This is a genomic window from Pseudomonas sp. B7(2017), from assembly GCF_002112745.1.
Lineage (GTDB): Bacteria > Pseudomonadota > Gammaproteobacteria > Pseudomonadales > Pseudomonadaceae > Aquipseudomonas > Aquipseudomonas ekonensis.
On the sequence record NZ_NEIP01000010.1, the window covers coordinates 1 to 19,675 of the forward strand.

25 protein-coding genes are annotated in these 19,675 nt (G+C 64.1%); 11 read left to right on the forward strand and 14 right to left on the reverse strand.

Annotated features, from left to right (window positions below; genetic code table 11):
* Nucleotides 1-160 precede the first annotated feature (160 nt).
* A complete protein-coding gene (locus tag CAG29_RS18760; protein WP_085578631.1) occupies nt 161-919 on the reverse strand; it encodes a Nif3-like dinuclear metal center hexameric protein in 759 nt (252 codons plus the stop codon).
* Nucleotides 920-1,021: 102 nt separating this feature from the next.
* Between CAG29_RS18760 and algW the strand changes: the two genes are divergently transcribed.
* Nucleotides 1,022-2,182, forward strand: a complete 1,161-nt coding sequence (gene algW / locus CAG29_RS18765) for a Do family serine endopeptidase AlgW (RefSeq protein ID WP_085578629.1) — start codon at nt 1,022-1,024, stop codon at nt 2,180-2,182.
* A gap of 192 nt (nt 2,183-2,374) precedes the next feature.
* Here algW and hisC read toward each other — a convergent pair whose 3' ends face one another.
* The 10 genes from hisC to CAG29_RS18815 all read right to left on the reverse strand — a co-directional run bounded on the left by hisC (nt 2,375) and on the right by CAG29_RS18815 (nt 10,341).
* Nucleotides 2,375-3,427 carry a histidinol-phosphate transaminase gene (gene hisC, locus CAG29_RS18770; protein ID WP_085694952.1) on the reverse strand — a complete coding sequence of 351 codons (1,053 nt, stop codon included), beginning with the start codon at nt 3,425-3,427 and terminating at the stop codon, nt 2,375-2,377.
* Between the two features lie 3 nt (nt 3,428-3,430).
* A complete protein-coding gene (gene hisD, locus CAG29_RS18775) occupies nt 3,431-4,756 on the reverse strand; it encodes a histidinol dehydrogenase (RefSeq protein WP_085638423.1) in 1,326 nt (441 codons plus the stop codon).
* Between the two features lie 124 nt (nt 4,757-4,880).
* Nucleotides 4,881-5,516, reverse strand: coding sequence for an ATP phosphoribosyltransferase (gene hisG, locus CAG29_RS18780; protein ID WP_085578623.1), 636 nt, complete (start codon nt 5,514-5,516; stop codon nt 4,881-4,883).
* 141 nt (nt 5,517-5,657) lie between these two features.
* Entirely contained in the window at nt 5,658-6,923 is a 1,266-nt protein-coding gene (gene murA, locus CAG29_RS18785) for a UDP-N-acetylglucosamine 1-carboxyvinyltransferase (protein WP_085578621.1), read from the reverse strand.
* A 22-nt stretch (nt 6,924-6,945) separates the two neighbouring features.
* Nucleotides 6,946-7,185 (reverse strand): BolA family protein, encoded by a 240-nt coding sequence (locus CAG29_RS18790; protein ID WP_007953556.1) that lies wholly within the window; start codon nt 7,183-7,185, stop codon nt 6,946-6,948.
* A 115-nt stretch (nt 7,186-7,300) separates the two neighbouring features.
* The gene (locus CAG29_RS18795) at nt 7,301-7,606 is read right to left on the reverse strand and encodes a lipid asymmetry maintenance protein MlaB (RefSeq protein ID WP_085578619.1); all 306 of its coding nucleotides are present in this window, start codon (nt 7,604-7,606) and stop codon (nt 7,301-7,303) included.
* A complete protein-coding gene (locus tag CAG29_RS18800; protein WP_085578617.1) occupies nt 7,603-8,253 on the reverse strand; it encodes a phospholipid-binding protein MlaC in 651 nt (216 codons plus the stop codon). The genes CAG29_RS18795 and CAG29_RS18800 overlap by 4 nt, the downstream gene beginning before the upstream one ends.
* An 11-nt stretch (nt 8,254-8,264) precedes the next feature.
* Nucleotides 8,265-8,732, reverse strand: coding sequence for an outer membrane lipid asymmetry maintenance protein MlaD (gene mlaD, locus CAG29_RS18805; protein ID WP_085578615.1), 468 nt, complete (start codon nt 8,730-8,732; stop codon nt 8,265-8,267).
* Nucleotides 8,732-9,529 carry a lipid asymmetry maintenance ABC transporter permease subunit MlaE gene (gene mlaE / locus CAG29_RS18810; RefSeq protein WP_085578613.1) on the reverse strand — a complete coding sequence of 266 codons (798 nt, stop codon included), beginning with the start codon at nt 9,527-9,529 and terminating at the stop codon, nt 8,732-8,734. Before mlaE ends, mlaD begins: the two co-directional genes overlap by 1 nt.
* The gene (locus CAG29_RS18815; protein WP_085578611.1) at nt 9,529-10,341 is read right to left on the reverse strand and encodes an ATP-binding cassette domain-containing protein; all 813 of its coding nucleotides are present in this window, start codon (nt 10,339-10,341) and stop codon (nt 9,529-9,531) included. The genes mlaE and CAG29_RS18815 overlap by 1 nt, the downstream gene beginning before the upstream one ends.
* A 277-nt stretch (nt 10,342-10,618) precedes the next feature.
* On the opposite strand from CAG29_RS18815, the gene CAG29_RS18820 reads away from it, so the two are divergent.
* The 10 genes from CAG29_RS18820 (at nt 10,619) to CAG29_RS18865 (ending at nt 17,650) form a co-directional block, all read left to right on the forward strand.
* Entirely contained in the window at nt 10,619-11,593 is a 975-nt protein-coding gene (locus tag CAG29_RS18820) for a KpsF/GutQ family sugar-phosphate isomerase (protein ID WP_085631690.1), read from the forward strand.
* A complete protein-coding gene (locus tag CAG29_RS18825) occupies nt 11,594-12,118 on the forward strand; it encodes an HAD family hydrolase (protein ID WP_085578607.1) in 525 nt (174 codons plus the stop codon).
* A gap of 8 nt (nt 12,119-12,126) precedes the next feature.
* Nucleotides 12,127-12,699: an LPS export ABC transporter periplasmic protein LptC gene (lptC, locus tag CAG29_RS18830; RefSeq protein WP_085578605.1), complete on the forward strand. Its 573-nt coding sequence runs from the start codon at nt 12,127-12,129 to the stop codon at nt 12,697-12,699.
* The gene (gene lptA / locus CAG29_RS18835; RefSeq protein ID WP_085578603.1) at nt 12,686-13,234 is read left to right on the forward strand and encodes a lipopolysaccharide transport periplasmic protein LptA; all 549 of its coding nucleotides are present in this window, start codon (nt 12,686-12,688) and stop codon (nt 13,232-13,234) included. Before lptC ends, lptA begins: the two co-directional genes overlap by 14 nt.
* Nucleotides 13,234-13,959, forward strand: a complete 726-nt coding sequence (gene lptB, locus CAG29_RS18840) for an LPS export ABC transporter ATP-binding protein (RefSeq protein WP_085578601.1) — start codon at nt 13,234-13,236, stop codon at nt 13,957-13,959. The genes lptA and lptB overlap by 1 nt, the downstream gene beginning before the upstream one ends.
* A 188-nt stretch (nt 13,960-14,147) precedes the next feature.
* Entirely contained in the window at nt 14,148-15,641 is a 1,494-nt protein-coding gene (locus CAG29_RS18845) for an RNA polymerase factor sigma-54 (RefSeq protein WP_085578599.1), read from the forward strand.
* Between the two features lie 73 nt (nt 15,642-15,714).
* Nucleotides 15,715-16,023, forward strand: a complete 309-nt coding sequence (hpf, locus tag CAG29_RS18850; RefSeq protein ID WP_085578597.1) for a ribosome hibernation-promoting factor, HPF/YfiA family — start codon at nt 15,715-15,717, stop codon at nt 16,021-16,023.
* Between the two features lie 11 nt (nt 16,024-16,034).
* Nucleotides 16,035-16,499, forward strand: a complete 465-nt coding sequence (gene ptsN / locus CAG29_RS18855; RefSeq protein ID WP_085578595.1) for a PTS IIA-like nitrogen regulatory protein PtsN — start codon at nt 16,035-16,037, stop codon at nt 16,497-16,499.
* Nucleotides 16,500-16,501: 2 nt separating this feature from the next.
* A complete protein-coding gene (gene rapZ, locus CAG29_RS18860; RefSeq protein WP_085578593.1) occupies nt 16,502-17,359 on the forward strand; it encodes an RNase adapter RapZ in 858 nt (285 codons plus the stop codon).
* Nucleotides 17,360-17,374: 15 nt separating this feature from the next.
* On the forward strand, nt 17,375-17,650 hold the full coding sequence (locus CAG29_RS18865; RefSeq protein WP_085578591.1) for an HPr family phosphocarrier protein: 276 nt from the start codon (nt 17,375-17,377) through the stop codon (nt 17,648-17,650).
* 42 nt (nt 17,651-17,692) lie between these two features.
* Here the strand turns inward: CAG29_RS18865 and CAG29_RS18870 are convergent, their stop codons facing one another.
* From CAG29_RS18870 to CAG29_RS18880, 3 genes are read right to left on the reverse strand one after another with little or no spacing between them, the layout of a single operon-like run.
* On the reverse strand, nt 17,693-18,586 hold the full coding sequence (locus tag CAG29_RS18870; protein ID WP_085631696.1) for a ZIP family metal transporter: 894 nt from the start codon (nt 18,584-18,586) through the stop codon (nt 17,693-17,695).
* A gap of 30 nt (nt 18,587-18,616) precedes the next feature.
* On the reverse strand, nt 18,617-19,228 hold the full coding sequence (locus tag CAG29_RS18875) for a superoxide dismutase (RefSeq protein WP_085578586.1): 612 nt from the start codon (nt 19,226-19,228) through the stop codon (nt 18,617-18,619).
* A gap of 1 nt (nt 19,229) precedes the next feature.
* Entirely contained in the window at nt 19,230-19,670 is a 441-nt protein-coding gene (locus CAG29_RS18880; protein ID WP_085578584.1) for a hypothetical protein, read from the reverse strand.
* Nucleotides 19,671-19,675: the final 5 nt, after the last annotated feature.

Below are 19,675 nucleotides of genomic sequence, written 5' to 3' on the forward strand. Positions count from 1 at the left end.
GAAATCTCCCACGGTCTGTACTGCGTCAACAGTCAGAATCCAGCCTAGTCCCTCCTCCTCCCTTCAAGTACCAGCATACAAGCCAGCCTGCTGGCGATGACGGCGGCACATCCGGCATCGGCATGTCAGGCAGCCCGCTCCCGCAGCCTCCCCGCCGGTTTCAGATGGGGTTCGGGCAATCGATGAAGATGTGCTCCAGGGCGAACCGCCTGGCCAGGTACTCGCCCAGCGCCTGCACGCCGTAGCGTTCGGTGGCGTGGTGGCCGGCGGCGATGAAGCTGATGCCGTTCTCCCGGGCGCTGTGGAAGGTCTGTTCCGAGGCTTCGCCGCTGAGGAACAGGTCGACCCCGGCGGCGATGGCCTGGTCGATGTAGCCCTGGCCGCCGCCGGTGCACCAGCCGACCCGCCGGATCATCGCGCTGCCTTCGACCAAAAGCGGCTCGCGGCCCATGGCCTCCTGCACCCGCCGGGCGAAATCCCGCGGCGTCGCCGGTTCGCTGAGCGAGCCGACCAGGCCGACGACCTTCAGGTTGTCCGGGTCCAGCGGCCCTTCGACGGTGATGTCCAGCTGACGGGCCAACTGCACGTTGTTGCCGACGTCCGGATGCAGGTCCAGCGGCAGGTGGTAGGCCAGCAGGCTGATGTCGTGCTTGAGCAAGGTCTTGAGGCGGCGCTGCTTCATGCCGGTGACGCAGGGGTTCTCGCCCTTCCAGAAGTAGCCGTGGTGCACCAGCACCAGGTCCGCCTCGGCTTCGACGGCGGCGTCGAGCAGCGCCTGGCTGGCGGTGACGCCGCTGACGATGCGCATCACCTGCGGCCGGCCCTCGACCTGCAGGCCGTTGGGGCAGTAATCGGCGATTTTCGAACTGCCGAGGTAACGGTCGGCTTCCTCGACCAGGGTGCTCAGGGCGACGGCCATGAAAGACTCCTAAATATCCGTTCAGAGGCGCGCGCGGCCTCGTATAATGCGCGACATTATGGGCGGTCCGACCCCGCCTGCAACTTTTCCAGGACGTGCTTAATGCTCAAGGCGCTGCGTTTTTTCGGCTGGCCGCTGTTGGCCGGCGTGCTTATCGCTCTGTTGATCATCCAGCGTTACCCGCAGTGGGTCGGGCTCCCGAGCCTCGACGTCAACCTGCAGCAAGCCCCGCAGACCACCAGCATTCAGCAGGGGCCGGTGACCTACGCCGACGCCGTGACCATCGCCGCGCCGTCGGTGGTCAACCTGTACACCACCAAAGTCATCGCCAAACCGGCCCATCCGCTGTTCGATGACCCGCAGTTCCGCCGCTTCTTCGGCGACAACTCGCCCAAGCAGAAGCGCATGGAGTCGAGCCTGGGCTCCGGCGTGATCATGAGCCCGGAAGGCTTCATCCTGACCAACAACCACGTCACCAGCGGCGCCGACCAGATCGTCGTGGCCCTCAAGGACGGCCGCGAGACCCTGGCCCGGGTCATCGGCAGCGATCCCGAGACTGACCTGGCGGTGCTCAAGATCGACCTGAAGAACCTGCCGGCGATCACCGTGGGCCGCTCCGACAACATCCGCATCGGCGACGTCGCCCTGGCCATCGGCAACCCCTTCGGCGTCGGCCAGACCGTGACCATGGGCATCATCAGCGCCACCGGGCGCAACCAACTGGGCCTGAACAACTACGAAGACTTCATCCAGACCGACGCGGCCATCAACCCCGGCAACTCCGGCGGCGCCCTGGTGGACGCCAACGGCAACCTCACCGGCATCAACACGGCGATCTTCTCCAAGTCCGGCGGCTCCCAGGGCATCGGCTTCGCGATCCCGGTGAAGCTGGCGATGGAGGTCATGAAGTCGATCATCGAGCACGGCCAGGTCATCCGTGGCTGGCTGGGCATCGAGGTGCAGCCGCTGACCCAGGAACTGGCGGAGTCGTTCGGCCTGTCCGGCCGTCCGGGCATCGTGGTGGCGGGGATCTTCCGCGACGGCCCGGCGCAGAAGGCCGGCCTGCAACTGGGCGACGTGATCCTGAGCATCGACGGCGAACCGGCCGGTGACGGCCGCAAATCGATGAACCAGGTGGCGCGGATCAAACCGACCGACAAAGTCACGATCCAGGTGATGCGCAACGGCAAGGAACTGAAGCTGACCGCGGAAATCGGCCTGCGTCCGCCGCCGGCACCGGTCAAGGAACAGGAAGAGAACTGACCCATCCAATCGCCAGCAGGCTGGCTCCCACAGGGGATCTGGATGGGTCCCAGCCGCTGTGTTCACCGCAGAACACGGTGGGAGCCAGCCTGCTGGCGATGGCGTCAGCCGAAGCGCCGCAGGGCATGATGAAAAAAGGCCGGCACCTTCAGTGAGGTGCCGGCCTTTTTTTTGATCGGTGTCAGCAGGCTGTCACAGCTCGCCGAGGCCGTCGATCAGCGCCTGGTTCTGCTCCGGCGTGCCGATGGAGATGCGCAGGAACTGGGCGATCCGCTCCTGCTTGAAGTGGCGCACGATCACGCCCTGCTCCCGCAGCTTGGCCGCCAGCCCCGCCGCGTCGTGCTGCGGATGGCGGGCGAAGATGAAGTTGGCCGCCGACGGCAGCACTTCAAAGCCCTTGGCCTGCAACTGCGCGGTCACCCATTCCCGGCTCTCGATCACCAGGCGGCAGGTCTTGTCGAAGTACTCGCGGTCTTCGAAGGCCGCGGCAGCGCCGACATTCGCCATCCGGTCCAGCGGGTAGGAGTTGAAGCTGTTCTTGATCCGCTCCAGCGCCTCGATCAGCTCCGGATGCCCCACCGCCAGCCCGACCCGCAGCCCCGCCAGCGAGCGTGACTTGGAGAGGGTCTGGGTGACGAGCAGGTTCGGATAACGGTCCACCAGACTGATGGCCGTTTCACCGCCGAAGTCGATGTAGGCCTCGTCCACCACGACCACCGAATCCGGATTGGCCTTGAGGATCCGCTCGACCGCGTCCAGCGCCAGCAGGCAGCCGGTCGGGGCGTTCGGGTTGGGGAAGATGATCCCGCCGTTGGGCCTGGCGTAGTCCGCCGGGTCGATCTGGAACTGCGCGTCCAGCGGCACTGCCTCGAACCCGATGCCGTACAGCCCGGCGTACACCGGATAGAAGCTGTAGCTGATGTCCGGGAACAGCAGCGGCTTGTCGTGCTGCAGCAAGCCGTGGAAGACGTGCGCCAGCACCTCGTCCGAGCCGTTGCCGAGGAACACCTGGTTGGCTTGCACGCCGTAATAGTCGGCCACGGCGTTTTTCAGCAGGTCGCTGTTGGGGTCCGGGTACAGGCGCAGGTTGTCGTTGAGTTCGGTCTGCATCGCGGCCAGCGCCTTGGGCGACGGGCCGTACGGGTTTTCGTTGGTGTTGAGCTTGACCAGTTTGGCCAGCTTCGGTTGTTCGCCGGGCACGTAAGGCACCAGATCCTTGACGAACGGGCTCCAGAATTTGCTCATGTCTCAGTTCCCCTGCTGTTCATCGAGGATGCGGTATTCGGCGCTGCGCGCGTGGGCGCTCAGGGATTCGCCACGGGCCAGCACCGATGCGGTCTTGCCCAGCTCGGAGGCGCCGGCCTCGGAGCAGAAGATGATCGACGAGCGTTTCTGGAAGTCGTACACGCCCAGCGGCGAGGAGAACCGCGCCGTGCCGGAGGTCGGCAGAACGTGGTTGGGGCCTGCGCAGTAGTCGCCCAGCGCTTCGGAGGTGTGGCGGCCCATGAAGATCGCGCCGGCGTGGCGGATCTGCGGCAGCCAGGCCTGCGGGTCGGCGACCGACAGCTCAAGGTGCTCCGGCGCGATGCGGTTGGCGACTTCGATGGCCTGGGCCATGTCGCGCACCTGAATCAGCGCACCGCGGCCGTTGATCGAGGTCTCGATGATGGCGGCGCGGTCCATGGTCGGCAGCAGCTTGTCGATGCTGGCGGCCACCTTGTCGAGGAACTGCGCATCGGGGCTGACCAGGATCGCCTGGGCGTCTTCGTCGTGCTCAGCCTGGGAGAACAGGTCCATGGCGATCCAGTCCGGATCGGTCTGGCCGTCGCACACCACGAGGATTTCCGAAGGGCCGGCGATCATGTCGATGCCGACCTGGCCGAACACGTGACGCTTGGCGGTGGCCACGTAGATGTTGCCGGGGCCGACCACCTTGTCCACCTGCGGCACGCTTTGGGTGCCGTAGGCCAGTGCGGCGACAGCCTGGGCGCCGCCGATGGTGAACACCCGGTCGACCCCGGCGATGCACGCGGCGGCCAGCACCAACTCATTGACCTCGCCGCGCGGGGTCGGCACCACCATGACCACTTCGCCGACGCCGGCCACCTTGGCCGGGATCGCGTTCATCAGCACCGACGACGGGTACGACGCCTTTCCGCCCGGCACGTACAGGCCGGCGCGGTCCAGCGGCGTGACCTTCTGGCCGAGCACGGTGCCGTCGGCCTCGGTGTAGCTCCAGGAATCCTGCTTCTGCCGTTCGTGGTAGCTGCGCACCCGTGCCGCGGCTTTTTCCAGCGCCTCGCGCTGGACCGGGGTGATGCGGGTCAGGGCCAGTTCCAGGCGCTCGCGCGGCAGGATCAGGTCCGCCATCGAGGCGGCGTCCACGCCGTCGAACTGGCGGGTGAACTCGACCAGCGCCTCGTCGCCGCGCTCGCGCACGGCCTTGATGATGTCCAGCACCCGCTGATTGACCGAGTCGTCGGACACGCTTTCCCAGCTCAGCAGATGATCCAGATGATGCGCGAAATCCGGGTCAGCAGCGTTGAGTCGGCGAATTGCAGTCGGTGCGGTCATAGCGAGAGCCTCATAGGATTGGCGAAAACTCAGGCGCCCTAACTTAGCAGTCGTTCCGCTTGGGCACCTGAGATTCTGGCTATGAGGCGGATAGACGGGCGCAGCCGGAGGCCGCGCGGGTACATCAGCCGCGGTGTCGCGATTCCACTGCCTTGCGCAGGGTATCGATCAACGCCTGGATCCGGGCGTGTTGCATCTTCATCGAAGCCTTGTTGACCACCAGGCGCGAGCTGATCGTGGCGATCAGTTCCTGGGGCTCCAGGCCGTTGGCGCGCAGGGTGTTGCCGGTGTCGACCACGTCGATGATCTTGTCCGCCAGACCGATCAGCGGCGCCAGCTCCATCGAGCCGTACAGTTTGATGATGTCGACCTGACGGCCCTGCTCGGCGTAGTAGCGCTTGGCGACGTTGACGAACTTGGTCGCCACCCGCAGGCGGCCCTTGGGTTCGGCGGCGCCGACCTTGCCGGCGGTCATCAGCTTGCATTGGGCGATCTGCAGGTCCAGCGGCTCGTACAGGCCCTGGCCGCTGTATTCCATCAGCACGTCCTTGCCGGCCACACCGAGGTCGGCCGCGCCATGCTCGACATAGGTCGGCACGTCGGTGGCGCGCACGATCAGCAGACGGACGTCTTCCTGGGTCGTGGGGATGATCAGCTTGCGGCTCTTGTCCGGATTCTCGGTCGGCACGATGCCCGCTTCGGCCAGAAGCGGCAGGGTGTCGTCAAGGATGCGGCCCTTGGACAGTGCGATGGTCAACATGGGTAGCGTCAGTCCTTATCAAGGTACTCATGCCCGGACGCGATCGGCGCCGGACACACATCGAGGGCTTGTCCCGAACGGAACGGCAGCCCTCGACCAAAAACGAACTCGGTGGACACCTCCTTGTGTCCGGATGCAGGACTAGCCCGGAACGCGGCGGATCTTGGCGCCCAGCATCTGCAGTTTCTCTTCGATGCACTCGTAGCCACGGTCGATGTGGTAGATGCGGTCGATCAGGGTGTCGCCGTCGGCCACCAGGGCCGAGATCACCAGGCTGGCCGAGGCCCGCAGGTCGGTCGCCATGACCGGTGCGCCCTTGAGGATCTCGGTGCCGGTCACGATGGCGGTGTTGCCTTCGACCTGGATCTTGGCGCCCATGCGGTGCAGTTCGTACACGTGCATGAAACGGTTTTCGAAGATCGTCTCGATCACAGCGCCTGTGCCTTCGGCGATGGCGTTGAGCGAGATGAACTGCGCCTGCATGTCGGTCGGGAACGCCGGGTACGGCGCAGTGCGCACGTTGACCGCCTTCGGCCGCTTGCCGTGCATGTTCAGCTCTATCCAGTCTTCGCCGCTGGTGATCTCGGCGCCGGACTCGCGCAGTTTTTCCAGGACGGCTTCGAGGATGGTCGGATCGGTGTCCTTGACCTTCACGCGCCCGCCGGTGACGGCGGCGGCCACCAGGTAGGTGCCGGTCTCGATGCGGTCAGGCATGACCTTGTAGAAGGTCGGGGCCAGGCGCTCGACGCCATCGATGGTGATGGTGTCGGTGCCGGCGCCGGAAACCTTGGCGCCCATGGCGTTCAGGAAGTTCGCCAGGTCCACCACTTCAGGTTCGCGGGCGGCGTTCTGCAGCACGCTGCGGCCCTTGGCCAGGGCAGCGGCCATCATGATGTTCTCGGTGCCGGTCACGCTGACGGTGTCGAAGAAGAAGTGCGCGCCGCGCAGGCCGCCTTCAGGCGCCTTGGCCTTGATGTAGCCGCCTTCGACGTCGATGACCGCGCCCATGGCCTCCAGGCCGCGGATGTGCAGGTCGACCGGACGCGAACCGATGGCGCAACCGCCCGGCAGCGCGACTTCGGCTTCACCGAAACGGGCGACCATCGGGCCCAGCACCAGGATCGACGCACGCATGGTCTTGACCAGCTCGTACGGGGCGATCAGGGTCTTGATGGTGCGCGGGTCGATTTCCACGCTCAGCTTTTCGTCGATCACAGGCTCGATGCCCATGCGGCCGAACAGCTCGATCATGGTGGTGATGTCGTGCAGGTGCGGCAGGTTGCCCACGGTGACCGGGCCGTCGCACAGCAGGGTGGCGGCCAGGATCGGCAGGGCGGAGTTCTTCGCCCCGGAGATCCGGATCTCGCCGTCAAGGCGTGCGCCGCCGGTAATAATCAATTTATCCATAAGAATCTCGACGCCCTAAGGCTCAGGTGCGCTCGGCCCAGGCCGCGCTGCTGAAAAATTTCATAGTGACCGCGTGGATGCTGCCATCGGCGATCCATGGGTTCAAATGGGCATAGATGCTCTGCTGACGCTTGACCGGACTCAATGCCGCCAGTTCATCGCTAATCACGTTCAACTGGAAGTTGCAGCCTTCGCCTTCGACTTCCACCTGCGTTCCTGGCAGCTTTCCTTCAAGGAAGCTCTTCACTTCTACGGCCTGCATGCTCAACCTCAATCGGCGCCCTGTGCGCGCGGGTCGGACATCATACAAAAAAGCCCCGCGCCTGCGAACCCCGCGGCGCAGGACTCTGACGGGGGGCTTTCTCGTCGATGCGGGTTCAGGGTTGCGCCAACAGCTCGGTCAGCTCGCTGACCTGGGCGATTTCGCGCATGTCTTCGGGCATCGCCCGGATGCTGACCGCCTTGCCGGCGGCCTTCGCATCGCGGATGAAGCACAGCAGCAACGAAAGGCCGACGCTGCTGGACTTCTCCACTTCGGAGCAGTCGATCACCAGCGCCGGCGCCGTGCAGGACTTGATCAGCGCCCGGCCCTGCTCGCGCAGCGCGGGGCCGGTGCGGTAGTCCAGCACGCCGCTGAGCTGCAGCTCACTGGCCTGGTCCAGACGAACGGCCGACTCGGTCATTGCGCTGGCTTCTCTTGCTGTTCGGCGTTCTGCTTGGCCTTGGCCACTTCGCCGGCCCAACCGTTGATGGTCTTGTCCAGGTCGTTGCCGTTGCGTTGCATGGCGTCGGCGAACTGGTCGCGGAACAGCTTGCCGATGTTGATGCCGTTGATGATCACGTTGCGCAGCTTCCACTCGCCGTTGATTTTCTCAAGCGTGTAGGAGACCGGGTAGATCGCGCCGTTGCTGCCCTTGACGGTCATGCCGACGCTGGTGCGGTCGCCCGATTCGTCCTTGGCCGGATCGACGGTGATGCCCTGGTTGTTGTACTCCAGCAAGGCGTTGCCGTAGAACTGGAACAGGCCGCGCTTGAAGTTCTCCTCGAAGGTCTTCATCTGCGCCGGCGTGGCCTTGCGCGAGTACTTGACCGTCATGATGCTCTTGGAGATGCCTTCGGCATCCACGACCGGGCCGACGATGCTGTTGAGCGCGGCATAGAAGTCGGCCGGATCCTGCTTGTACTTCTCTTTGTTGGCGGCAAGGTCGGCCAGCATCCGGTTGGTGGTGTCCTGGACCAGGTCATGCGCCGAAGGCGCCGCCACGGCGTTGGCCGCCAGAGGCAGCACTGCGAGCAACACCAACAGGCCACGTCGCAAGGTAGAGATCATTCGAAAGCTCCTCATTTGGCGTCTTTGCTAACGGTATTGAGCAGGAATTTACCGATCAGATCCTCCAGCACCAGCGACGACTGGGTGTCGTGAATGGTCCCGCCATCCTTGAGCCGGGTGTCTTCCCCGCCCACGCTGATGCCGATGTACTTCTCGCCCAGCAGTCCAGCCGTCAGGATAGATGCTGTGGAGTCGGTCGGCAGGTTGTCGACGCTTTTGTCCACCTGCAGGGTCACCCGGCCGGTGAAGCTGTCGCGGTCCAGGTCGATCGCCGTGACCTTGCCGATGGTCACGCCGGCCATGGTCACTTTCGCCCGGACCGTCAGGCCGGCGATGTTGTCGAAGTAGGCATAAAGCTTGTAGGTATCGGTGGACGAGGTCGGAGACAGGCCGCTGACCCGCAACGCAAGCAGCAGCAAAGCCAGGATCCCTGCCAGCAGGAACAGGCCGACACCGATTTCCAGGGTGCGGTTTTGCATCAGAAATCTCCAAACATCAAAGCGGTCAGAATAAAGTCCAGGCCGAGCACTGCCAGCGAGGCATATACCACGGTCTTGGTGGTGGCACGGCTGATCCCCTCGGAAGTGGGTTCGCAGTCATAGCCTTGAAATACGGCGATCCAGGTCACGACGAAGGCGAAGACCGCGCTCTTGATGATGCCGTTGAGCACGTCGTCGCCGAAGCTGACGCTGTTCTGCATGTTCGACCAGTAGGAACCTTCATAGACCCCCAGCCAGTCGACCGCCACCCACGAGCCGCCCCAGATGCCCACCACGCTGAAGATCATCGCCAGCACCGGCAGGGAAATGAAACCGGCCCACAGACGCGGGGCGATGATGTACTTGAGCGGGTCGACGCCGATCATCTCAAGGCTTGAGAGCTGTTCGGTGGACTTCATGTTGCCGATCTCGGCCGTCAGCGCCGAACCGGCGCGCCCGGCGAACAGCAGCGCGGTCACCACCGGCCCCAGCTCGCGCAGCAGCGTCAGGGCCACCATCTGCCCCACCGCCTGCTCCGAACCGTAGCTGGACAGGATGTTGAACCCCTGCAGCGCCAGCACCATGCCGATGAAGATGCCGGAGACCACGATGATCACCAGCGACATCACGCCGACCGAATGCAGCTGCTTGACCAGCAGGCCGAAGCCGCTGCCGATGCCGCCGCGGCCCAGCAGGGCATGAAACAGGAACAGGGTCGAACGGCCGAACACCGCGACGGTGTCGATGCCGGCCTGACCGAAGCGGCGCACGCGCTCCATCAATGTAATTCTGCGCATCAGCGTCGCTTCCCCAGAAGATCGGCGCGGTAATCCGGCGCTGGAAAGTGGTACGGAACCGGGCCGTCGGGTTCGCCGGTCATGAATTGACGGATGCGCGGGTCGTCCGAGCCCATCAGCTCCTTCGGCGTGCCCTGCCCCAGCACCTGCCCGTCGCCCACCACATAGATGTAGTCGGCGATGCTCGCGGTCTCGGCCAGGTCGTGGGAAACCACGATGCTGGTGATGCCGAGCGCGTCGTTGAGCAGGCGGATCAGGCGCACCAGCACGCCCATGGCGATCGGGTCCTGGCCGACGAAAGGCTCGTCGTACATCAGGATCTGCGGATCCAGGGCGATTGCGCGCGCCAGGGCGACCCGGCGCTTCATGCCGCCGGACAGCTCGTCAGGCATCAGCTCGATGGCCCCGCGCAGCCCCACCGCCTGCAGCTTGAGCAGCACGATGTCGCGGATCATCTCTTCCGGAAGGTCGGTGTGGACGCGCAGCGGGAAGGCGACGTTCTCGAACACGTCGAGGTCGGTGAACAGCGCGCCGCTCTGGAACAGCACGCCCATGTGCTTGCGGGCATCGAACAGATCGCTGCGCGAAAGCTTCGGCAGGTTCTGGCCGTTGACCCACACCTCGCCCTTGGACGGGCGCAGCTGGGCGCCCATCAGGCGCAGCAGCGTGGTCTTGCCGCACCCGGAAGGTCCCATGATGCCGGTGACCTTGCCGCGGGGGATGCGGATATCGACGTTATTGAAAATGCTCCGCGCACCGCGCTTGAAGGAGACTCCCTTCAGCTCGACCGCGTAGGCGTTATCGGCACTCATCTAAACTCCTTGCGATGCAGCCTCTCACTCGGACGCCAGGCTTGGTGAATAAAGCACAAGCGTCCCGGGCAGGCCGAACTGGCGGCGAACTATATCATTGCAATGGGCAAGCGCCCAAGGTCTCGACCACCCCGCTTTTTGCCCGCCGAAGGGCTCTGCCCTCACCGTCCACACGGTTTCGGCCGCCGCGAAGGGCAACGCGCGACGAACTTGCGTGAGGCTTTTCGACAGAACCGCTATAATCGCCGCCTTTTCATCGGGCTATACGATTTCTGACATGAGCCAATCCAGCGACCTGATCCAATCGGCACAACGCACCGTCCGCCTCGAAGCGCAGGCCGTGCAAGGCCTGATGGCCCACATCGACGCCGATTTCGTGCGCGCCTGCGAGATGATCCTGGCCAGCAAGGGCCGTGTGGTCGTGGTCGGCATGGGCAAGTCCGGGCACATCGGCAACAAGATCGCCGCGACCCTCGCCAGCACCGGCACCCCGGCCTTTTTCGTCCATCCGGCCGAAGCCAGCCACGGCGACATGGGCATGATCACCCGCGAAGACGTGATCCTGGCCCTGTCCAACTCCGGCTCGACCAACGAGATCGTCACCCTGCTGCCGTTGATCAAGCGCCTGGGCATCCAGCTGATCAGCGTGACCGGCAATCCTCAGTCGCCGCTGGCCAAGGCCGCCGAAGTCAACCTGAACGTGCAGGTGGAGCACGAAGCCTGCCCGCTGAACCTGGCGCCGACCTCCTCGACCACCGCCGCGCTGGTCATGGGCGACGCCCTGGCGGTGGCGCTGCTGGAGGCCCGCGGCTTCACCGCCGAAGACTTCGCGTTCTCCCACCCGGGCGGCGCCCTGGGCCGTCGCCTGCTGTTGAAGGTGGAAAACGTCATGCACGCCGGCAATGAACTGCCGCAGGTGCAGCGCGGCACCCTGCTCAAGGATGCCCTGCTGGAAATGAGCCGCAAGGGGTTGGGCATGACCGCGGTCCTTGAGGCCGACGGCAAGCTGGCCGGGATCTTCACCGACGGCGACCTGCGCCGCACCCTGGACCGCAACATCGACGTGCACAGCGCCATCATCGACCAGGTGATGACCGTGCACGGTAAGACCGCCCGCGCCGAGATGCTCGCCGCCGAGGCCCTGAAGATCATGGAAGACAACCGAATCAACGCGTTGGTGGTCGTGGACGCGGAGGATCGCCCGGTCGGCGCCTTCAACCTGTCCGACCTGCTGCGCGCAGGAGTCATGTAAATGAGCAACGACCTGCTGCAACGCGGCAAACCGATCAAGCTGGCGGTGTTCGACGTCGACGGCGTCCTCACCGACGGCCGCCTGTACTTCCTCGAAGACGGCAGCGAATTCAAGACCTTCAACACCCTGGACGGCCAAGGCATCAAGATGCTGATGAACGCCGGCGTCCAAACCGCGATCATCAGCGGCCGCAAGACCCCGGTGGTCGAGCGCCGGGCCAAGAACCTGGGCATCCCGCACCTGTTCCAGGGCCGCGAGGACAAACTCGTGGTGCTCGACGGCCTTCTGGAGCAACTGGGCCTAAGCTATGAAGAGGTCGCCTACCTGGGCGACGACCTGCCCGACCTGCCGGTGATCCGCCGCGTCGGGCTCGGCATGGCCGTGGCCAACGCCGCCGCGTTCGTGCGCGAGCATGCCCATGGCGTCACCCAGGCCCGCGGCGGCGAAGGCGCTGCGCGGGAATTCTGCGAATTGATCCTGCGCGCCCAGGGCCGCCTCGATGCCGCCAACGCCGCATATCTGTGAGCCAGACCATGTTTAGCAAAAAGTTTCGCAACATCCTGCTGTTCTGCTGCATCGCGGCGATCTTCGGCGCGGTCGGCTACTGGAACATCAGCCCGGAGCGTTTCCTCGACAAGCCGGCGGTCTCGGCCCAGGAAAGCCCGATCGACTGGTACGCGACCAACACCCACACGCTGCAGTACCTGGAAGACGGCAAGGTGCAGTACGAAATGACGTCGCAGAAGGCCGAGCACGTCAAGGCCACCGACATCACCCTGGTCACCAAGCCCGACCTGAACATGTTCCGCGGCACCGAATACCCGTGGCACGTCACCAGCGAACGCGGCGAAGTGAACCCCGGCGGCACCGAAGTCGAACTGATCGACTCGGTACGCATCAAGCGCACCGACGAGAAGAACCGCGACACCCTGATCACCACCACCCGCATGACAGTGTTCCCGCAGCAGCAATATGCGCAGACCGAGCAACCCGTTAGAATTGACGGCGCTGGCGGCGTATCGACCGGCAAAGGAATGAAAGCGTACCTGAAAGACAGCAGGATCCACCTGCTATCGAACGTAAGAGGACAGTATGAGGCTCGTTAAAACCCTCCCTATTTTGCTCAGTCTGGGCGCAGCACTGGGAAGCGCGAGCGCCTGGGCCCTGCCGAACGATAGCCAGCAGCCGATCCGCATCCAGGCCGACGACGCCCAGATCGACGACAAGAACGGCGTGGCGACCTACAAGGGCGATGTGATCATCACCCAGGGCTCCATGATCGTGAAAGGCAACACCGTGACCATCACCCGCGCCACCAGCGGCGACATCGACGTCGTGACCTCGGTGGGCAACCTGGCCTACTTCGAGCAGCTGCAGACCCAGGGCGACACCAAGCCCGTCCAGGGCTACGGCGTGACCATCCAGTACCACGCGCAGCAGAACCGCGTCGTGCTGATCGACCGCGCCAAGGTCATCGACAAGGACGGCAACACCACCCAGGGCGAGAAGATCGTCTACGACACGGTGAAGAAGCTGGCCAGCGCCGGTCGCGCCACCGGCAACAAGGTGACCGAGTCGCGTCCGCGGATCGACATGGTGATCCAGCCGAAACAGAAAACCGACGGACAGAAGGCCCAGTAATGGCAACCCTGAAAGCCCAGCATCTGGCCAAGAGCTACAAGAGCCGCCAGGTCGTGCGCGACGTCAGCCTGTCCATCGACAGCGGTCAGATCGTGGGCCTGCTCGGCCCCAACGGCGCCGGCAAGACCACCTGCTTCTACATGATCGTCGGCCTGGTGCAGGCCGACCAGGGCCGCGTCCTGATCGACGACCTGGACGTCAGCCACCAGCCGATGCACGGCCGCGCCAAGGCCGGCATCGGCTATCTCCCGCAGGAAGCGTCGATCTTCCGCAAACTGTCGGTGGCCGACAACATCATGGCCATCCTCGAGACCCGCAAGGAGCTCGACAAGGCCGGCCGGCGCAAGGAACTGGAAAGCCTGCTGCAGGAGTTCCACATCAGCCACATCCGCGACAACCTCGGCATGAGCCTGTCCGGCGGCGAGCGCCGTCGCGTGGAGATCGCCCGGGCCCTGGCCACCGCACCGAAATTCATCCTCCTCGACGAACCGTTCGCCGGCGTGGACCCGATCTCGGTGGGCGACATCAAGCAGATCATCCACCACCTCAAGGCGAAGGGCATCGGCGTGCTGATCACCGACCACAACGTCCGCGAGACCCTGGACATCTGCGAAACGGCCTACATCGTCAACGACGGCCAACTGATCGCCGAAGGCGACTCGGACACCATCCTCGCCAACGACCTGGTGAAGGAAGTGTACCTGGGCCACGAGTTCCGCCTGTAAGCGCTGAGGTCGCCGCCCTGCCGCCCCTGCGCTGCATCAATTCAAGCGCGGTTTTATGCGCTTTAATTGTTACAGCGCTCTAGGCAAACACTTCAGTTTCAGGCATATAATTTGCTTAAGTTTGGCGCTTCGGCGCCCTGTAGTGGATGGCGCATGTGCGCCGGCAAATAAGGTGTTAAGCCCCTGCCATGAAACCATCGCTAGTCTTGAGAATGGGCCAGCAGCTGACGATGACGCCGCAGCTGCAACAGGCCATCCGTCTGCTCCAATTGTCGACCCTGGACCTGCAGCAGGAGATCCAGGAGGCCCTGGAATCCAACCCGATGCTCGAACGCCAGGAAGACGGCGACGACTTCGACAGTTCCGACCCCATGGCCGACAACGCCGAACAGAAGCCCAACACCGAGATCCAGGAACCGGCCTACCAAGAGGCGGCGCCGACGGTGGACAGCCTCGAGGACGGCGAATGGAGCGAGCGCATCCCCAACGAACTGCCGGTCGACACCGCCTGGGAAGACGTCTACCAGACCAGCGCCAGCAGCCTGCCCGGAAACGATGACGACGAGTGGGACTTCACCACCCGCACCTCCGCCGGCGAGAGCCTGCAAAGCCACCTGCTGTGGCAGCTCAACCTGGCGCCGATGTCGGACACCGACCGTCTGATCGCCGTCACCCTGATCGACTGCATCAACAATCAGGGCTACCTCGACGAATCCCTCGAAGAAATCCTCGACGCGTTCGATCCGGAGCTGGACATCGAGCTCGACGAGATCGAAGCCGTCCTGCACCGCATCCAGCAGTTCGAACCGGCGGGCATCGGTGCCCGCAACCTCGGCGAATGCCTGCTGCTGCAATTGCGCCAACTGCCGGCCAAGACCCCGTGGCTGACAGAGGCCAAGCGCCTGGTCACCGACTTCATCGACCTGCTCGGCAGCCGCGACTACAGCCAGCTGATGCGGCGCATGAAGCTCAAGGAAGACGAACTGCGCCAGGTCATCGAGCTGGTGCAGAGCCTCAATCCGCGTCCGGGCTCGCAGATCGAGTCGTCCGAGGCCGAGTACGTGGTGCCGGACGTCATCGTGCGCAAGGACAACGAACGCTGGCTGGTCGAGCTGAACCAGGAATCCGTGCCGCGCCTGCGGGTCAACGCCCAGTACGCCGGCTTCGTGCGCCGCGCCGACACCAGCGCCGACAACACTTTCATGCGCAACCAGTTGCAGGAGGCGCGCTGGTTCATCAAGAGCCTGCAGAGCCGCAACGAGACCCTGATGAAAGTGGCGACCCAGATCGTCGAGCATCAGCGCGGCTTCCTGGAGTACGGCGACGAAGCCATGAAACCCCTGGTGCTGCACGACATCGCCGAAGCGGTGGGCATGCACGAGTCGACGATTTCCCGGGTGACCACGCAAAAGTTCATGCATACCCCCCGGGGCATTTATGAGCTGAAATACTTTTTCTCCAGCCACGTCAGCACCTCCGAAGGCGGCGAATGCTCGTCCACGGCGATCCGCGCGATCATCAAGAAACTGGTTGCCGCGGAAAATCAGAAAAAGCCGTTGAGCGACAGCAAGATCGCTGGTTTACTGGAGGCACAAGGCATTCAGGTGGCTCGCCGCACCGTCGCCAAGTACCGTGAATCCCTCGGGATCGCGCCTTCGAGCGAACGCAAGCGGTTGATGTAAGCCACGTTACAGCGTTCCAGTGGCAGGCTATCGGGCCTGCCGCTTTATGCACTGGCAACGAAGGAGAAGCTGTATGCAAGTCAACATCAGTGGACACCAACTGGAAGTGACCGCCCCTCTGCGCGAGTACGTCGAGTCCAAGCTCAAGAAGATCGAGGGACATTTCGACAAGATCACCAACGTTCAGGTGATCATGACCGTCGAGAAGCTCAAACAGAAAATCGAAGCCACGCTGCATGTGCCGGGTAAGGAAGTGGTGGCCAATGCCGAACATGACGACATGTACGCAGCCATTGACCTCCTGACCGACAAACTGGATCGCCAACTCAAAACGCATAAGGAAAAGACCCAGAAAGTCCTTCAGGGCGCTACCGGTCGATAACCCCCCACTCCATGATCCGACTTGAAAGTATCCTGACCCCCGGCCGTTCCCTCGTGAACGTGCCGGGCGGCAGCAAAAAGAAAGCCCTCGAACAAATTGCCAACCTGATCGCCCGGGAAGTGCCGGATCTGGAGATGCAAGATGTCTTCGAGGCACTGGTCGCCCGTGAGAAGCTCGGTTCCACCGGCTTCGGCAACGGCATCGCCATTCCGCACTGCCGCCTCAAGGGTTGCGAGTCGCCCATCAGCGCGCTGATGCACCTTGAAGCCCCCATCGATTTCGACGCCATCGACGGCGCCCCGGTCGACCTGCTGTTCGTCCTGCTGGTTCCGGAAGCCGCCACCGATGCGCACCTGGAGCTGCTGCGCCAGATCGCCAGCATGCTCGACCGCAAGGAAGTACGCGAAAAACTGCGTCGCGCCGCCAGCAACAAAGACTTGTATCAGGTTGTCCTGAACGAGCAGAACGGGCAGTAACCATGCGTCTGATCATCGTCAGCGGCCGTTCCGGCTCGGGTAAAAGCACCGCACTGGATGTCCTGGAGGACAACGGCTACTACTGCATCGACAACCTGCCGGCCGGCCTGCTGCCGGATCTGGCCGAGCGTGCGTTGATCCATACCGAACTGTCGCAGCCGCTGGTCGCCGTCTCCATCGATGCGCGCAACCTGCCGAGCCACCTGTCGCGTTTTCCCGAACTGCTCGAAGAAGTCCGCAGCCGGCATATCCAGTGCGACGTCCTCTACCTGGACGCCGACGAGGAAACCCTGCTCAAGCGCTTCTCGGAAACCCGCCGGCGCCACCCGCTGAGCAGCGCCAACCGTTCGCTGGCCGAAGCCATCGAAGACGAAACGGCCTTGCTCGGCCCCATCGCCGACCTGGCGGACCTTAAGGTCAACACCACCAGCCTGAACCTGTACCAGCTGCGTGACACCATCAAGCTGCGCCTGCTGAACCAGCCGGAACCCGGTACGGCGTTCCTGGTGGAGTCGTTCGGTTTCAAACGCGGCATGCCGGTGGATGCCGACCTGGTGTTCGATGTACGCTGCCTGCCCAATCCGTACTGGAAGCCCGAACTGCGCGCACAGTCCGGCCTGGACGAGCCGGTGGCCGAATACCTCGCGGCGCAGCCGGAGGTCGAGGAGATGTTCCAGGACATCTACGCCTACCTGCTCAAGTGGCTGCCGCGCTTTGCCGCCAGCAACCGCGCCTACGTCACCATTGCCATCGGCTGCACCGGCGGGCACCACCGCTCCGTCTACCTGACCGAGCGCCTGGGCCAGGCGCTGCAGAAAACCCTGAAGAACGTCCAGGTCCGCCACCGCGACCTCACCTAAAGGATCCACACCGCGATGCCTGCTCTGGAAATCGAAATCATCAACAAACTGGGTCTGCATGCCCGGGCATCGGCCAAGTTCGTCGGTGTCGCCGGCCAGTTCCCGGATTGCACGATCAGGGTCGGCCGCACGCCGGAAACCACGGTGGACGGCAAGAGCATCATGGCCATGATGATGCTGGCCGCCGGCAAGGGCACCAAGATCCACCTGAGCACCGAAGGGCATCAAGAGAAAGAAGCCATGGATGCGCTGGTGGCGCTGATCAACAACTATTTCGACGAAGGTGGCTGAGACCGTATTCGTCAGGAGGGAGCGAAGGCGCCCTCCTGAGATTCACCCCAACGCCGTATCCATCACCATCATCAGACAGAAGCCCACCAGCAATCCCAGACTGGCCAGCTTGTCATGGCCGTTGCGCCGCGACTCCGGAATCACTTCGTGGGTCACCACCAGCAGCATCGCCCCTGCGGCCAACGCCAGCCCCAACGGCAACAGCACCTGCGCAAGGCTGACCAGCCACGCGCACAGCAGCGCAAACACCGGCTCCACCAGCCCTGAGGCGGCGCCGATCAGGAACGCCTTCATGCGCGACATCCCCGCCCCGGCGAGCACCAAGGCGATCACCAGCCCTTCCGGCACATCCTGCAAGGCAATGCCCATGGCCAGGCTGTCCGCATCCGGCATGCCGCCGCCGGCCGACACGCCGACGGCCATGCCTTCCGGGATGTTGTGGGCGATGATGGCGAACACGAACAGCCAGATGCGCGGCGGGATCACCGGGTGTTCGACGGTGCCGACGAGCATTTCCGGGGTCGCGCCGGAAACCCGGCGATCCACCAGGTACAGCCCGAACGCACCGGACAGGATGCCCAGGCAGATCAGGCCGCTGGCGCCCCACGGCGTCATGCCCAGGCCCTCGGCGGCAGCGATGCCCGGCACGATCAGCGAAAACGCCGTCGCCGCCAGCATCACGCCGGCGCCGAACCCCAGCAAAGAATCGCTAAGCGCCTGCGGCATGCGCCGGATCACCAGCACCGGCACGGCCCCCAGCGCCGTGCCGAGGGCACAGACCGCACCGCCCTGCAACGCCCGCGACAGTCTCGGCTCAAGATCCAGCCATTCCAGCCCGTGGGCGACCAGCAAGGTCATGCCCGCCAACAGCAGCAGCGAGCCGAACGCGTAACGGAACATCCGCCCGCTGCCGATCGCCAGTGTTCCAGTGCCCATAGTCAGCCTTGAATGGTTTTTATCGGGGACTCAAGCCAGCGCCGCCTGATAGCGTGCAGCGACTTCCGGCCAATTGATCACGTTGTAGAACGCATTGATGTATTCCGGCCGGCGGTTCTGGTAGCGCAGGTAGTAGGCGTGTTCCCAGACGTCGAGGCCGAGGATCGGCGTGTTGCCGTTCATCAACGGGCTGTCCTGGTTGCCGCTGCTCTCCACCAGCAGTTTTTTCTCCGGGGTGACGCTGAGCCAGGCCCAGCCGCTGCCGAAACGGGTCAACGCCGCTTTGGTGAATGCTTCCTTGAACGCGTCGAGGCCGCCCAGTTGCTCGTCGATGGCCTCGGCCAGCGCGCCGTCCGGCGCACCGCCGCCGTCGGGCACCATCACTTCCCAGAACAGCGAATGGTTGGCGTGGCCGCCGCCCTGGTTGATCACCGCCGCCCGCAGGCTTTCCGGCAGTTGCCGGACGCTGGCGACCAGCCGTTCCACCGGCCACCCGGCGTATTCCGTGCCCTCGACGGCGGCGTTGAGGTTGTTGATGTAGGTCTGGTGATGCTTGGTGTAGTGGATCTCCATGGTCTGCGCGTCAATGTGCGGCTCAAGCGCGTCGTAGGCGTAAGGCAAGGCAGGCAGGGTAAAAGCCATTTCAATGGACTCCATGGTGATGTGAAACCGACGGCCGGCGCGCATTGCCGGCGTCCGGATGCAGCAGGCGTTGGGTGCGCGGGTATTCGCCGTGCTCGCTGATGAAATTGAGCAGCTCGACATAGGTCTTGCTGCTCTGGCGCAGCGCCGCTTCGCGCAGGGCCGGGCGCAGGCGTTCGTCCTGCATGGCCTGCAGCAGCCGCTGATGGATGGCGCACAGGTATTCGGCGCTCTCCTCCGGCTGGTTCAGGCGCAGGTGCAGATCAGCCAGGTTGTGGTGCGAGATGACACAGGCCGCCACCGCTTCGTCGGCGTCCGCCCAGCGCTCGAACAGCACCTGAGCCAGGGCCAGGGCTTGCAGGTAGGCTTCGCGGGCATCGATCAGTTCGCCCAGCATGAAGCAGCGATTGGCCCGTTCGATCGTGCGTTTCCAGTGCTCCATGGTGA

Bases quoted from the DNA above. Each gene is read 5' to 3' on its own strand.
- CAG29_RS18865 (WP_085578591.1), top strand. From the start codon at position 17,375: ATGCCTGCTCTGGAAATCGAAATCATCAACAAACTGGGTCTGCATGCC.
- mlaD (WP_085578615.1), bottom strand. From the start codon at position 8,732: ATGCAAAACCGCACCCTGGAAATCGGTGTCGGCCTGTTCCTGCTGGCA.
- CAG29_RS18875 (WP_085578586.1), bottom strand. From the start codon at position 19,228: ATGGCTTTTACCCTGCCTGCCTTGCCTTACGCCTACGACGCGCTTGAG.
- CAG29_RS18800 (WP_085578617.1), bottom strand. From the start codon at position 8,253: ATGATCTCTACCTTGCGACGTGGCCTGTTGGTGTTGCTCGCAGTGCTG.
- mlaE (WP_085578613.1), bottom strand. From the start codon at position 9,529: ATGCGCAGAATTACATTGATGGAGCGCGTGCGCCGCTTCGGTCAGGCC.
- CAG29_RS18870 (WP_085631696.1), bottom strand. From the start codon at position 18,586: ATGGGCACTGGAACACTGGCGATCGGCAGCGGGCGGATGTTCCGTTAC.
- murA (WP_085578621.1), bottom strand. From the start codon at position 6,923: ATGGATAAATTGATTATTACCGGCGGCGCACGCCTTGACGGCGAGATC.
- hisD (WP_085638423.1), bottom strand. From the start codon at position 4,756: ATGACCGCACCGACTGCAATTCGCCGACTCAACGCTGCTGACCCGGAT.
- hisC (WP_085694952.1), bottom strand. From the start codon at position 3,427: ATGAGCAAATTCTGGAGCCCGTTCGTCAAGGATCTGGTGCCTTACGTG.
- algW (WP_085578629.1), top strand. From the start codon at position 1,022: ATGCTCAAGGCGCTGCGTTTTTTCGGCTGGCCGCTGTTGGCCGGCGTG.
- CAG29_RS18815 (WP_085578611.1), bottom strand. From the start codon at position 10,341: ATGAGTGCCGATAACGCCTACGCGGTCGAGCTGAAGGGAGTCTCCTTC.
- hpf (WP_085578597.1), top strand. From the start codon at position 15,715: ATGCAAGTCAACATCAGTGGACACCAACTGGAAGTGACCGCCCCTCTG.
- CAG29_RS18880 (WP_085578584.1), bottom strand. From the start codon at position 19,670: ATGGAGCACTGGAAACGCACGATCGAACGGGCCAATCGCTGCTTCATG.
- CAG29_RS18845 (WP_085578599.1), top strand. From the start codon at position 14,148: ATGAAACCATCGCTAGTCTTGAGAATGGGCCAGCAGCTGACGATGACG.
- lptC (WP_085578605.1), top strand. From the start codon at position 12,127: ATGTTTAGCAAAAAGTTTCGCAACATCCTGCTGTTCTGCTGCATCGCG.
- rapZ (WP_085578593.1), top strand. From the start codon at position 16,502: ATGCGTCTGATCATCGTCAGCGGCCGTTCCGGCTCGGGTAAAAGCACC.
- CAG29_RS18820 (WP_085631690.1), top strand. From the start codon at position 10,619: ATGAGCCAATCCAGCGACCTGATCCAATCGGCACAACGCACCGTCCGC.
- CAG29_RS18795 (WP_085578619.1), bottom strand. From the start codon at position 7,606: ATGACCGAGTCGGCCGTTCGTCTGGACCAGGCCAGTGAGCTGCAGCTC.
- hisG (WP_085578623.1), bottom strand. From the start codon at position 5,516: ATGTTGACCATCGCACTGTCCAAGGGCCGCATCCTTGACGACACCCTG.
- CAG29_RS18825 (WP_085578607.1), top strand. From the start codon at position 11,594: ATGAGCAACGACCTGCTGCAACGCGGCAAACCGATCAAGCTGGCGGTG.
- CAG29_RS18760 (WP_085578631.1), bottom strand. From the start codon at position 919: ATGGCCGTCGCCCTGAGCACCCTGGTCGAGGAAGCCGACCGTTACCTC.
- lptA (WP_085578603.1), top strand. From the start codon at position 12,686: ATGAGGCTCGTTAAAACCCTCCCTATTTTGCTCAGTCTGGGCGCAGCA.
- ptsN (WP_085578595.1), top strand. From the start codon at position 16,035: ATGATCCGACTTGAAAGTATCCTGACCCCCGGCCGTTCCCTCGTGAAC.
- lptB (WP_085578601.1), top strand. From the start codon at position 13,234: ATGGCAACCCTGAAAGCCCAGCATCTGGCCAAGAGCTACAAGAGCCGC.
- CAG29_RS18790 (WP_007953556.1), bottom strand. From the start codon at position 7,185: ATGCAGGCCGTAGAAGTGAAGAGCTTCCTTGAAGGAAAGCTGCCAGGA.